At 66.8% G+C, this 13,262-nt stretch carries 10 protein-coding genes; 3 read left to right on the top strand and 7 right to left on the bottom strand.

The window, feature by feature from the left end:
- Positions 1-353: 353 nt before the first annotated feature.
- Genes QUS11_12130 through QUS11_12120 form a run of 3 tightly spaced genes read right to left on the bottom strand, consistent with a single transcriptional unit; the run spans position 354 to position 6,722 of the window.
- A complete protein-coding gene (locus tag QUS11_12130) occupies positions 354-1,010 on the bottom strand; it encodes a queuosine precursor transporter (GenBank protein MDM7994043.1) in 657 nt (218 codons plus the stop codon).
- A complete protein-coding gene (leuS, locus tag QUS11_12125; GenBank protein ID MDM7994042.1) occupies positions 1,007-3,469 on the bottom strand; it encodes a leucine--tRNA ligase in 2,463 nt (820 codons plus the stop codon). Before leuS ends, QUS11_12130 begins: the two co-directional genes overlap by 4 nt.
- A gap of 46 nt (positions 3,470-3,515) precedes the next feature.
- Positions 3,516-6,722 (bottom strand): PAS domain-containing protein, encoded by a 3,207-nt coding sequence (locus tag QUS11_12120; GenBank protein MDM7994041.1) that lies wholly within the window; start codon positions 6,720-6,722, stop codon positions 3,516-3,518.
- A 119-nt stretch (positions 6,723-6,841) separates the two neighbouring features.
- Here QUS11_12120 and ndk point away from each other — a divergent pair, with 119 nt between their 5' ends.
- On the top strand, positions 6,842-7,258 hold the full coding sequence (ndk, locus tag QUS11_12115) for a nucleoside-diphosphate kinase (protein MDM7994040.1): 417 nt from the start codon (positions 6,842-6,844) through the stop codon (positions 7,256-7,258).
- 21 nt (positions 7,259-7,279) lie between these two features.
- Here the strand turns inward: ndk and QUS11_12110 are convergent, their stop codons facing one another.
- The 4 genes from QUS11_12110 to QUS11_12095 all read right to left on the bottom strand — a co-directional run bounded on the left by QUS11_12110 (position 7,280) and on the right by QUS11_12095 (position 11,192).
- Positions 7,280-8,362, bottom strand: coding sequence for a hypothetical protein (locus tag QUS11_12110; GenBank protein MDM7994039.1), 1,083 nt, complete (start codon positions 8,360-8,362; stop codon positions 7,280-7,282).
- A 94-nt stretch (positions 8,363-8,456) separates the two neighbouring features.
- Positions 8,457-9,890, bottom strand: coding sequence for a 2-oxoacid:acceptor oxidoreductase family protein (locus tag QUS11_12105; protein MDM7994038.1), 1,434 nt, complete (start codon positions 9,888-9,890; stop codon positions 8,457-8,459).
- Entirely contained in the window at positions 9,887-10,945 is a 1,059-nt protein-coding gene (locus tag QUS11_12100) for a 3-methyl-2-oxobutanoate dehydrogenase subunit VorB (protein ID MDM7994037.1), read from the bottom strand. The genes QUS11_12105 and QUS11_12100 overlap by 4 nt, the downstream gene beginning before the upstream one ends.
- Position 10,946: 1 nt before the next feature.
- Positions 10,947-11,192, bottom strand: coding sequence for a 4Fe-4S dicluster domain-containing protein (locus tag QUS11_12095; protein ID MDM7994036.1), 246 nt, complete (start codon positions 11,190-11,192; stop codon positions 10,947-10,949).
- A 160-nt stretch (positions 11,193-11,352) separates the two neighbouring features.
- Between QUS11_12095 and QUS11_12090 the strand changes: the two genes are divergently transcribed.
- Both QUS11_12090 and QUS11_12085 read left to right on the top strand, forming a co-directional pair.
- On the top strand, positions 11,353-11,937 hold the full coding sequence (locus tag QUS11_12090) for a TetR/AcrR family transcriptional regulator (GenBank protein MDM7994035.1): 585 nt from the start codon (positions 11,353-11,355) through the stop codon (positions 11,935-11,937).
- 13 nt (positions 11,938-11,950) lie between these two features.
- Positions 11,951-13,240 (top strand): TolC family protein, encoded by a 1,290-nt coding sequence (locus QUS11_12085; GenBank protein MDM7994034.1) that lies wholly within the window; start codon positions 11,951-11,953, stop codon positions 13,238-13,240.
- Positions 13,241-13,262 lie beyond the last annotated feature (22 nt).

The raw sequence follows: 13,262 nt of genomic DNA, 5'->3' as shown, positions 1-13,262 counted from the left end.
CCCCCCCCCCCCCCCCCCCTCCCTCTTCTCCAGAACACTTTTATCTCATCAATTCCGCGCAGCGGAATTGATACGTAGCCCGTCAGCATGATTCGCGAAGCGAATCTGCGAGAGGGCGTGCCCGGATTCACGAGGGTGAATCCGGACTCCCATCTGAGGAAGCACGCTCCGGGTCCTCTCATCCGCGCAGCGGAATCGATGCGGCCCGGATTCACGAGGGTGAATCCGGACTCCCATCTGAGGAAGCACGCTCCGGGTCCTCTCATCCGCGCAGCGGAATCGATACGCAGCCCGTCAGCATGATTCGCGAAGCGAATCTAGAGAGGGCGTGCCCGGTGTCAGCCTCCAGCGGGTTACGAGCCCTGCCGGACGGCGTAGATGGCGGGAAGGGAGACCAGGGTGGTGGCGAACTTCATCAGGATGTTGGCCAGGATCACGGCGGCGAGAGTCGCACCGGGCAGCACCCCGGCGAAGGCCGCCACGCAGAAGATCGCGCTGTCCACGGGGATGGCCGCCGAGTTGCTCGCCAGGACCCTCATCCACTGCCGACCCTCTCCGAACCTCTTCACCCAGAATGAGTAGACTTCGGTGTCGAGCAGCTCCGAGAGCACTTCGGCCATGATCGAGGCCGCCACGATGCGCCAGACCGGCGAGAGCACGAGGCCGAAACCCTCCTGGGGGCCGACTGTGGGATCGGGCCGCATGACGGATACCAGCCAGAAGAGCCCGGCCATGAAGACGTTGACGGCCGCCGCCGTGAAGATGAGCGCCCTGGCCGCCGCCTTCCCGGCCGTCTTGTGCACCAGGTCCCTCAGTGTGAAGGTCAGTGGATAGACCAGCGTCCCGGCATCCATCGAGAGCCCGGCGAGCGTCACGATCCTGAGGCTCGCGATATCCGAGAGCATCTGTGCGGCCAGATAGCACGCGGAGACGACTGCGATCGTCGAAGGCGAAGGCGTCCTGCGGGCGTCCTGCCCCTGGCCGGTGGATGCCGTGGGAGGGATCGTCACGGGATGATGTTCACGAGCCTTCCGGGCACGACCAGCACCCGCCCGGGCTCCCGGCCGCCGAGGAGCTCGCGTATGCGTTCGTTCGCGAGCGCAGCCGCCCTGACCTCCTCCTCGGGGGCATCCGCGGGCACCGTGATCCGGGCCCTCACCTTCCCGGCCACCTGCACGGCCAGTTCGACGCTCCGCCTGACCAGGTCGGCCTCCACCCACGAGGGCCACTGCGACGTGTGGATCGATCCGCCCTCGGGGACGAAGCCGCATCTCCTGCCCAGCTCCTCGGAGATGAACGGGGTCATGGGCGCGAGCATGACGAGCAGGTCGCGCAGCGCCTCGCGCCACACCTGGAGGCATGTGCCCGCCTCCTCGCGGTTCGCGGCCAGGAAGTTGACGAATTCCATCATGGCGGCAACGCCGGTGTTGAACTGGAAGGTGTCGACGTCCTGCGTCACCTTCTTCACCGTGCGGGCCAGGTGGTACCTGAGCTCCCGCTCGAAGTCGGCGTCGCGCGGCAGCAGGGGGGCCGCCTGGGTTTCCATGACGATGCTCCACACCCGCTTGAGGAACCTGTAGGTGCCGGCGATGCCCTCCTCGCTCCACTCCAGCTCGGCCTCGAAGGGCCCCATGAAGAGGATGTAGAGCCTGAGGGCGTCGACCCCGTACTTCTTCACCATCTCGTCGGGTGTGACGACGTTGCCCCTCGACTTGGACATCTTCTGGTGGTCGGCGCCGAGCAGCATGCCCTGGTTGAGCAGGACCTCGAACGGCTCGGTGAAGTCCACCATGCCCGCGTCGTACATAACCTTGGTCCAGAACCGCGCGTAGAGCAGGTGCATCACCGCGTGCTCGGCGCCACCCACGTAGAGGTCCACGGGGAGCCAGTACTTCACGGCCTCCGGATCGAACGCGGCCTGGGCGTGCCTCGGGGAGGCGAAGCGCAGGAAGTACCAGGACGAGCAGGCGAAGCCGGCCATCGTGTTCGTGTCGCGCATGGCCTCGCCGCCGCATTCCGGACATGTCGTGCGGACCCAGGAGTCGACCCTGGCGAGGGGCGAGCGTCCGGTCTCGTCGGGCTCGTAACTCTCCATGTCCGGGAGGGTGACGGGCAGGTCGCGGTCGGGGACGATGCCGCAGGCCGGGCAGTGGATCATCGGTACGGGGGCGCCCCAGTACCTCTGCCGGCTCACCAGCCAGTCGCGGATCCTGTAGCGCATCGCCTTGCGGCCAAAGCCCCGCCCGGAGGCGTACGAGGCCATCGCGTCGCGGGCATCGGCGGAGTCCATGCCGGTGAACGGGCCGCTTTCCATGAGCTGGCCGTCGGCAACCGTCGCGGCCTCCTCGACCCCCCTGGGAACCCCTCCCGGGGCTATGACCTCCCGGATGGGGACGCCGAACTTCCTCGCGAAGGCGTGATCCCTCTCGTCATGGGCAGGCACGGCCATTATGGCGGCCGTCCCGTACCCTGACAGGACGTAGTCGGAGACCCAGACCGGGATCCGCTCTCCGCTGTAGGGGTTCTGCGCGTATGCGCCCGTGAAGACTCCCGTCTTCTCCCTGTCGGCCGCAAGCGTCCTCTCCCTGTCGGTCCTCGAGCGGGCCAGCTCGGCATAGTCGAGCACCGACCTGAGCCGGTCGGGGGTGCAGAAGCGCCCCAGATCCGGATGCTCGGGGGCGATCACGCAGAACGTCGCGCCGTAGATCGTGTCCAGCCGCGTCGTGTAGACGGGCAGAACGGAGGTTCCTCCGCCGGGGAGCTCGACGGTGAAGCCGACCTCGGCCCCTTCCGAGCGGCCTATCCAGTTCCGCTGCATTGCCTTGATGCCCTCGGGCCAGGCCAGGTCGTCGAGGTCCGCAAGGAGCCTGTCGGCATATGCGGTGATCCTGAAGAACCACTGGCGCAGGCGCTTGCGCGTCACTTCGCCGCTGCATCGCCAGCATACGCCGCCGGCGGCCTCCTCGTTGGAGAGGACGATCCTGCACGACGGGCACCACATCTGCTCGCTCTCGTCCATGTATGCCAGGCCGCGGTCGTAGAGCAGCAGGAAGAAGGCCTGGGTCCACCTGTAGTACTCCGGGGAGCTGGAGTTGATCTCGCGATCCCAGTCGTAGCTGCACTCGACCAGCTTCATCTGCCTGCGGTACGTGTCCGTGTTGGCGGCGGTGACGACGCTGGGATGGACACCCGTCTTGATGGCGTATTCCTCGGCTGGCTGGCCGAAGGCGTCCCACCCCATGGGATGCAGCACGTTGAAGCCGGACATCCTCTTCTTCCGGCTGATCACGTCGGTCGGTATGTAGTTCCTGCAATGCCCGACCGAGAGCCCCGATCCCGAAGGGTACGGGAAGAAGTCGAGGCAGTAGAAGGGTTCGGCCCCGGGTCTGGTGCCGGTGCGGTAGAGCCCGGCCTTCTCCCAGGTGCCCCGCCATCTCTCTTCGATCGAGCCGAAATCGTAGCCGTCCAACTCAGCATCCTCCATGTCGCGCTCCGGTTGCCCGGAAACGGCGGTATCAGGCGTCCGGCTCCCAGGACTCCTCGTCCTGGGCAGCCGGAGTCACGATTCGTATTCCGTTGGCATCCGCCTGGAATATGCATCCCGCGAGCCCGGCCGCGATCGAGACCATGGCGAGTTCGGCCGAGGCGGACATGGTTCCGCCAGCCGCGAGTTCCACGGCCTCCTCCTGCGGGATGACCGGTACGATGGGCCTGTCCCACAGGATCTCGAAGACGGCCAGCCCCCCGGGGCCGTGATGTATGTAGGAACCATCGGCCTTTCCACCCTGCATCATCCCGACGCGTATTGCAGGGGCAGAACCTGGTCCGCCCGCCGACATCGAAGCCTCTATCAGGTCCGAGATCAGCTCGGCGTCGACCCTCACCACGGGCGGCCCGCTGCCCATGTCCAGGTCCGGAGGCCTCCGGCCCTTGCCTATGCACTTCTGGACCACCAGGCCGATCACCTCGGATGCGGGCACCCTGACGGGGTTCGCCAGCAGAGCCCTCCCGAGGAACCCGAGATGGGCCGAGACGCGTGCGAGGGACGACATGTCCAGCAGGAGCGACATGAGGGCGGGGCGGACCGGGTTCTCCCGCCCCAGCACGTGGGACAGCGCGGAAAGCCTGCCCCTGGCCTCCCTCAGCCTCGCCGGCAGCCAGACCGAGAGATCGCGCACGGCCTTCAGCCATATCGTGGAACCCGGGTGCATGGCCTCGGGGTCGGAATGCCAGACGAACCTCAGACTGCCGGCATGGTACGGGCTCACCCGGATCGCGGGGGCGGTGCCGGCGCCGGCGCCCATGCTCACGACGCCCAGCAGAGAGGCGGATCGCATCGCATCCAGCGCCGCCTCCGTCGGGATACCCAGAAGCCTCGCGACATGCGTCCCTCCCTCCACCCACACGCCGTTCACGAGACCTGGGGAGGTGACCATCCCGCCCTCGTCGGAGAACAGCACGGTGGTCGTCTCGGGAGGTGCGCCGCAGTCCAGGAGCCCTCTTCCCAGAGAGCAGGCCAGGGAGCCCGACAGGGCACCGGAGGCTATGGATCCTATCATTTCCAGGCTGCGCCTGGAGGCATCCCCGGTCAGATCCAGCCTGGCGGGACCGGAAGGGAGCCCGTCGGCGGAAGGGACCGGGATGGAGACGGTCCTGTCCTCCCGGGCCCTGCCTGCACGGGCTTCCATCACGCCCTCGTGCATCGGCAGCACCGCAGTGGCTCCGGACGCGCCGGTCACCGCAGCGGCGAAGTCGGCAAGAGCAGAGGCGAACTGCCTGGGGCTGGCGGCATAGGAGAGCCTGGACACGGCTCCGGCCAGCAGCATCGCATCCTCGTGCCTCCTGCCCTCGAGGCGCTCCTCCTGCTGTCCTCCGAGCCTGACCCCGGAGAGGATGCTCACGCTCTCGGTCGAGTCCTTCTCGGCGAGTTCGGATCTGCAGATGCGCCAGGAGCACTCGGTCACGGTCCCGTCGGAGTGGCGCACGGCCCAGGTGACGGGCGGGGAGTATGGGGCGGAAGCAAGCTTCCTGGCCTCGGCTATCCCCCCCATGGGGCCGAAGAGCAACTCGATCACGGCCCCCGGCCTCTTCCTGGCGGATTCCGCGTCGAGGCCGGTGATGTCCGACATCTCCCTGTTCCACATCAGGACCCGCCAGTCCTCTCCGAAGACGGCCGCCGGGATGCCGATGCCCCCGAGGAGGTCGGACGAGAACCTCTTCTCCTTCTCCAGGAGGGTCTCGATCTGCGCGTTGCGGGCCGCACGCACCGCGGCCTCCAGAGATGAGCCGATCAGGAAGGCCGGGATCGAGGCCTCCGCCAGGAAGGCATGCGCGGCCTCCTGGGAGTCGAAGAGGAGGACCAGGAAGCCCCTCTCGAGCTGCCCCGACCCGATCGGGATCACATCGAGGCACAGGTCGGCCTCGACTCCCTGCCTGAGCTCGTCCACTCTGAGGCAGAGCCCCTGGCTCCCGCTCCAGGCCGACCTGGGGATCCTCAGTTCGAGGAAGTCGTCGGGGAGCACGAAGGGCCAGTCGCCGTAGGAAGCGGCCAGGCGCCCGGCGCCGTGCCTGTCCGGCTTGAACAGCGCGGCGGCAAGGGCGCCCGCGATCTCGACCATCGAGGACACCACGAGATCCGGCATCGCCGACGGTTCGGCATGCCCCAGCCCGTCGACCAGCTCGAGCATCCTGCCGGTCTTCCCGGCGTTCCTCTCGACGATCTCAGCTAGCGCGAACCTGTCCGTGATATCCTCGAAGATGCCGACTATGTAGAGATTCTCGTCGTCCTCGGACCGGACGGGGCGGAAGGTCTGCGATACGACCTTCCTCTCCCCGCCGGGCATGCAGAAGACGACGGAGGAGGACGGGACCTCGAGCTCCCCCGACTGGATCCTCCTCACCGCCTGGTCCAGAGAGGCGAAGCTCTCGGGGGGCAGGACCTCGTACACGGGCATCCCGGGGAGGCCCTCCCTCACCCCGAAGATCCGTCCGAACGCCCGGTTCGAGACGAGGATGCGGAGGTCGGAGCCGAGCATCACCAGGCCCGAGGAGATGCTCTGGAAATATGTCTGGTTCATCCTCCTGGCCGACCTGAGGCGGCGCTCGGCCTCGAAGCCGTCGGAAGTGTCCAGGAAGACGCCTATCATCCCCGGGCCCCCGGGAGAGAACACTGCCTCGACCCTCCTCTGTACGCCGGGTCTTAGTTCCGCCCTGATGATGCGGCCGTCGGCCACGGCATTCATCACACCGTTCCACGCGAAGAGGAGGGGCGCAGGTACCAGGGAGTCGATGGGTCTGCCGAGAGCTGCCTCGGACTTGACCGGGACGATGGAGGTCATGGCGTTGTTCCAGAGCCTGATGATGCCCGAGGCGTCCACCCCGACCACCCCGGTGCCGATGTCATCGAGGATGGAGCCGCCCCTGGTGCGGGCCTCCACGGGTTCGAACACCGTGACCACCGTCCCGCCGGGCGAAGGATCCAGGGTGAACAGCAGGCTCCCGAGGCCGGCCAGGGTCGGTGTCTCGGGGATAGCGGACATGAGTGCGGCCGAGAGCCCCGGAGGTAGAAGGCGCACGGGATCGGGGCTCTCCACGAGGGCCCTGGCCTGGATCCCGAGCAGCCTCTCGCAGTCGCCCGCGGCCTGGGAGATGCCGGTCGCCGGGCTCCAGACGAACCTCGCCCAGGACCTGGTCGCGGTTTCCGAGAACCGGTCACCGTTCACGGCCGCGCCCTGCCCCCCGCCCCGATGGCTCGAGCCCCGGGCCGCAGTCCCCCGGGTTGCACCGGGGCGCGCCCGCTGCGATCTTCGAGAAGGCATGAAAGCCCGGGAGGTTCACGGAGTTGGAACGCACGCTCGTAATCCTCAAGCCGAACGCCCTCCTCCGGGGGCTGGCGGGCGAGATCATCTCGCGCTTCGAACGGAGGGGATTCGTCATCTCGTCCATGAGGACCGCAGTGGTGAGCGGGCCGGATGCGCGCGCCCTCTATGCCGAACACGAAGGCAAGCCATTCTTCGAGAACCTGGTCTCCTTCATCACGAGCGGGCCGTCCGTCCTGATGGTGCTCGCGGCCGATGACGCCGTGGCGCTTGCCAGGATGATGGTCGGCGACAAGGACCCTTCATGTGCGCTGCCCGGAACGATCCGCGGCGACTACTCCACCACGACCCGGCAGAACATCATCCATGCATCCGATTCGGCCGCCAGCGCCTCGAGGGAGATCGCGCTGTTCTTCGGCGAAGATGCCGGGAACGGCTGATCCCCTGAAACCCGGCCCGACTCAGAGGGTCCAGTCGAGCCCCAGCCCGAAATAGCCGATCCGGTCCTCGACCTCGTCGAATCCCTCGAACCCGAATGCCGTCTCGTCCCTCTTCGAGTTGAGGAATGCGAAGCTGCCGTTCAGGACAGCCTTCCCGAGCGAAATGGACACGCCGAGGCTGAGCCCGAGATTGCTAGAGCCCGATCCCGAACCCCTGTCCGCGAAGGACAGGCCGGCGCCGAAGATGAACCCGGGATTGGGGGTGAACCTGGTGGACACGCGCCCGATGACGGTCGACGAATCGCCGGGGGACCGTACCTCGCCCTCCAGACCCACCGAGAAGCCTTCCGCGGTTCCGCCCGAGTGGAAGATGGCGCCGGCGGCCACGCGCGACGGGTAATCGTCTGAACCGGAAATCCAGGCTACCGAGAACGAGTTGAGGCCCAGCGGGAGGGTGGCGCCGGCATGGATGCAGAGGGCGTTCTCGTCGACGCTCCAGGATTCGGTAGAATCCTCCTCTCCCACCCTGTCGATGAACTCGTACTCGAGATCGGCGGACCCGAACCTGGGGCCGGCGGAAAGGCCCAGGGTGAGCCATCTCGCGACCCGGAAGGAACCCCCGGCCACGGCCTCCCAGAGCCCTCCGGAGGAGTTGAAGCGCTCCTCGCCGGTGATGAATCCGGGCATCAGTGGATCTTCGGCAAGGTAGTGGAGCCCGTCGTAGCTGTAGTCGGTGACTCTTGCCATCCCCGCGCCGAAGGTGAGGGACCTGCCGGCGGGTATCCTGGCCGCTATCGAGGTCGGGCCCAGCCCTATGTAGCTCCGCGAGTGGCGCCCGAGGCTGTCCTCGATGTTCTCGGTGGCTATCCCGGGGCCGACGTTGAATTCGATCCCCGGGGCGGACACCCGGCCCAGGTTGGCCGGATTGAGCAGCACGGACGTCGGATCGCCGTACCCGATCGCCATCGCGCCCCCCATGAGGAGGCTCCGGGCGCTGATGCCTGGGATGACGGTTCCCTGGTCGAGGGCGTCCTCGTAGCCGAAGGCGGAGACGGCATGGACGGACAGTGCGAGCACCAGTGCCAGAAGACCCCGCGCCTTCATACGGAAACCTCCATCCGCCCGCGGGCGGCCATGGCCCGGGGGGGGGGGGGGGGGCGGGGGGGGGGGGGGCGGCCCCCGCCCCCCCCTGCCAGTGTCAGCTCCTGATACCCTTCACGAAGTCATGGCCCGCCCTGACCGCCTTCTCGTTCAGCCTCACGATGGCTTCGCCCGAGAAAAGCGACGGCATGAGCGCGACAATGTCCTCGATGGCATAGAGCCCCGTGGCCGCGGCGAAGGCGCCCACGGCGACCATGCTCTGCACCCTGGTGTTCCCCAGCTCGTCGGCGAGGCCGGTGATGGGCACCGCCAGCACACAGACGTCCCCGCGGGTCGGCTGGACCTCGATCAGCGTGCTGTTGTAGATCAGGATGCCGCCAGGCTTCACTATGCCCTCGAACTTCTCGAGGCTCGGCCTGTTCAGCGCGATGAGCACGTCAGGCTTCGTGGCCTCGGTGTCGCCGATGGTCGTGTCCTGGATCTTCACCGAGCAGTTGGCTGTTCCTCCGCGCATCTCGGGCCCGTAGGACGGCAGCCAGGAGACGTTGTAGCCGTATTCGAGGCCGAGGTTGGCCAGCACCACGCCTGTCGACAGCACGCCCTGCCCGCCGAAGCCGGCGATGCGGACCGAGGGGTTCGACACCCCGGGGACCGCCCCGGGCCTCGCGAAAGCCTTGCCGGCTCCCTTCTCCGTGCCCATGGCCTTGCGCACGCTGTCGGGGTCCAGGGCCGGAACGGGCCTCTGCCTGGGTTCGACTTCGGCCCCCCTGTCCCTGAGGGTCCCGAGCGGGAAGACGTCGAGCATCCTCTCCTTGATCCAGTTCTGGCTCTCGACTGCGCCCATCTTCCAGTTGCTGGGGCACATGCTCAGCACTTCCACGAGCGAGAAGCCCTTCTTGTCCATGTTGTACTGGAGGGCCTTCCGGACGGCCGCCCTCGTCTTCCTGATGTTGGCGACGTCGTGCAGCGACGTCCTGGCGATGAAGACCGGTGCGTACAGCGCGTTCAGGAGCTCGGCGACCTTCATGGGATAGCCGTCGGTGGCGGGATTCCTGCCGAACGGGGTCGTCGTGGTCTTCATCCCCTCGAGCGTCGTGGGGGCCATCTGACCGCCGGTCATGCCGTAGATAGCGTTGTTCACGAAGAACACCGTGATGTTCTCGCCCCTGTTGGCGGCCTGGACGATGTGGTTACCGCCGATCGCCGCGAGGTCGCCGTCGCCCTGGTAGCTGATCACGACGCTGTCGGGATTGGCCCTGGAGACGGCTGTGGCCACGGCCGGCGCACGGCCGTGCGGCACCTGCAGGTTGCCGGTGTTGAAGTAGTAGTAGGCGAAGACGCTGCAGCCGACGGGGCTGATGAGGACCGTCCTCTCGGTGATCTCGAAGTCCTCGAGCGCCTCGGCTATCAGCTTGTGGAGTATCCCGTGCCCGCATCCCGGGCAGTAGTGCGTCCTGTCCTTCTCGGCTCCAGGCTTGTGCTCGTACACATCCATGAAGCCGCCGGGCTTGCGCAGAACGGCGCCTTTCATATCCCCACCCCGTACATCTCCGAGATCCTGCCGAGTATCTCGGTGGCAGATGGCACATTCCCGCCGACCCTGTAGTAGAAGTCGGACTTCAGCTTCCCGCCGAGGGCGAGATCCACGTCGTCGACCATCTGGCCGGTGGAGAGCTCGATCGTCAGGACCCTCCGCACCCCCCTGCCGGGGAGCCCGGCTATGGCGGCCTTCGGGAACGGGAAGAGGGTGATCGGCCTGAACAGGCCGATCCTGACGCCCTTCTCCCTCGCCTCGTCGACCACGGTCCTGAGGACCCTGCTGATGCAGCCGTACCCGATCACGGCGTACTCGGCGTCCTCCATGCGGTACTCCTCGAACCTCACCTCGTCGCGCTCGATGGTCCGGTACTTCTCGAGGAGATGGTTGTTCCAGGCCTCGAGTTCGTCGTGCGCGAGGTAGATGGAGTTGATGAGGTGCCTCGTGCCGGCGTCGCCCTTCACGGCCCAGGACGACTTGTCGGGCAGCGAGGAGACAGGCTCGGGGATCTCGACGGATTCCATCATCTGGCCGATGACGCCGTCCGTGAGGACGAAGGCGGGATTGCGGTACTTGTCCGCCAGCTCGAACGCCAGCATCGTGAGGTCGCACATCTCCTGGCAGGAGTTGGGGGCCAGCACGATCACCCTGTAGTTGCCGTGCCCGCCGCCCTTGACGACCTGGTTGTAGTCGGATTGCTCGGGTCCGATGTTGCCGAGGCCGGGGCCTCCCCTCATCACGTCGACCACGACGCACGGGAGGGCCGAGCCGGCGCAGTAGGAGAGCCCCTCCTGCTTGAGGCTGATCCCGGGGCCCGAGCTCGCGGTCATCACCCTCTTGCCGCAGCCTGCGGCGCCGTAGACCATGTTGATCGACGCAGTCTCGCACTCGGCCTGGAGGAAGGTCCTGCCGAGCCTGGGGAAGAGGTCTGCCGCGGCTTCGGCTATCTCGCTCGCGGGGGTGATGGGGTATCCGTAATAGGCCTCGCACCCGGCAAGGGCCGCGCCGTAGACGGCTGCATAGTTGCCCTTCATCAGCTTCCTGGCCATGTCACACCCCCTCCGGGACGTAGTCCTTGAGATAGACTGTGATGGCCCCGGGCTCCGGGCAGGAGTAGAAGCAGCTCCCGCACCCGATGCAGCCGGATCCCTTGTATCCCGACGGATGATACCCCTTCGAGTTCAGATGGGTCGACAGCTCGAGGACCTTCGCGGGGCATGCGTTCACGCACAGCCCGCAACCCTTGCACTCCTCCTGGTCGATCTCGCAGAAGGGGTACTTCTTCGGACCGTCCACGGCAACCTCCTTGACAGTCTTTGAGACCCTGCGTTTTCCGAATCCTGGTCGTAAAAAATGGGTCAGGGCCGCTTCCAAGTCAACAAGCCGGAGACCGGGATTGACCCTTACCTACCGTTAGGTATAATCGCCCGATCCTCGATGAGGAACGGGAGGAACGATGACGGAACGGAACGATGCCGTGGGGACCAAGGAAGGGATCCTGAAGGCGGCGATAAGGGTGCTGGGCGAGAAGGGCTACTCGGACCTGTCGATGAAGGACGTGGCCGAGGCCAGCGGCTTCACCAAGCCCACCATCTACTACTACTTCCGAAACAAGGAGGGCCTGCTCCTCGCGATAGTCGACCACGTGAACTCACTCATAGAGGGCTTCCTGGAGCGGGAGCTCCTGTCCGACGGACCGGTGAGCGCCTCCCTGGAGAGGATCGCGGCGGCGATGATCCTGGCCCACAGGGACAATCCCGACTTCGCCAGGGCCCATCTCGCATGCCATGCCGATTCCGGCGTGAAGGCGCTCTTCCCCTCGATGATGGGCAGGTTCGCCAGGATCGAGGAGCTGATGTCCGATCTGATGAAGCGTGGAGTGGAGAGGGGAGAGTTCCGGAAGGACGTTCCCGTCCAGATCCTGTGCAGGACGTTCACGTCCATCCTGCACATGACCCTGAAAGATCCGTCGGCCGGAACGGCGACCGCTCCGTCAGCCGGCGAGATGGTCGGAATCCTGATGCGGGGCATCGGGAGATAGCCCGGGAGATCCAATGAACAGAACAGCATTGCTCGTCGCCCTGTGTACCGTGCCGGCCTTCTCCATGACCCTCGACGAGGCCGTGCGGAACGCCCTGGAGAACAGGAACGACGTCGCCGCGGCCAGGTCGGACCTGTCCTCCGCGGAGTGGCAGCGGCGCAGCGCGGACCTGTGGTTCCTGCCATCCGTCTCCTTCGGGGCCGCCTTCGTGCGGAACCATGACGTCTCGGTGATGGAGATCCCCGGTGTGGGATCGTTCCCGACGGGCGCCGAGTACGCTTCCCAGGTCGGGATCACGGCCGCCGTCCCGCTCTTCACGGCCCAGGGCATGGCGGGTTCGAGCCTGGCGGAGGCCTCCGAGGATATCGCCTCCGCATCACTCGACGCATCCCGGCAGGATGCCGTCCTCGAAGTCGTTCGGTCGTTCCACGGCGTCCTCCTCGCCGTCGAACTGGAGAGGGTGGCCTCCGAAGCCCTTTCGATAGCGGAGGCGGGCTACGGGATCGCCAGCCGCAGATACGAGGCCGGCACGATATCGAGGTTCGAGCTGCTCCAGAGCAGCGTCGCATACGAGAACAGGAAGCCCGAGGCCCTTGCGGCCTCGAGCGCGGTCATCGACGCCCGTTCGGCCTTCTCCGTGGCCGTGGGCATGACGAGCACGTCCGAAGTGCCGGCGGAAGGCAGCCTCTCCGACCCCCTCCCCCTCGATCTCCCGTCGTCCCTCGAGGAGGCGGAGGCGCTGATGCGCGACAACAGCCCGGAGCTGCGCACGGCCGAGGCGATGAGGCGGGCGGGTGACGCCTCGGTGGGTCTGGCGCGCGGCGCCTTCGCGCCCACGGTGATCCTGCAGACCGAGTATGCCTGGCAGGCCGCGCGGGAGGACTGGAGATTCGAGGCCGGCGACTACGACCGGGCATGGTCCACCACGCTCGCGATCGAAGTTCCCATATTCGACCAGCTCACCGACGTCTCCTCCTACCAGGCGGCCAGGGCCGGCAGGCTCTCGGCCGATGCGGGGGCCGGCACCATCGAGGACTACAGCGAACTGGGCCTGGTCCAGGCATGGAACAACCTGATGCTCGCGAGGGAGTCGGTTTCGGCCACGACGGCGACGGTGGCCTCGGCCGAGGAGGGCGCCGGGATAGCCAGCGTCTCCTACGAGGCCGGCGTGATCACGAGGCTCGAGATGGACCAGGCCTTCCTGGCCCTGACGGCCGCGAGGACCAACCAGGCCAACGCGCTGTACGGGCTCAGGGTCGCCGAGGCGGCGCTCGCCAGGGCGACCGGCACGCTGGAATTCTAGAGATCGAGTCGGCATACACTCG

It is taken from the genome of Candidatus Fermentibacter sp. (assembly GCA_030373045.1).
Lineage (GTDB): Bacteria > Fermentibacterota > Fermentibacteria > Fermentibacterales > Fermentibacteraceae > Fermentibacter.
The sequence above is the reverse complement of the archived record's forward strand: the minus strand, read 5'-3'. Positions and strand labels throughout refer to the sequence as shown.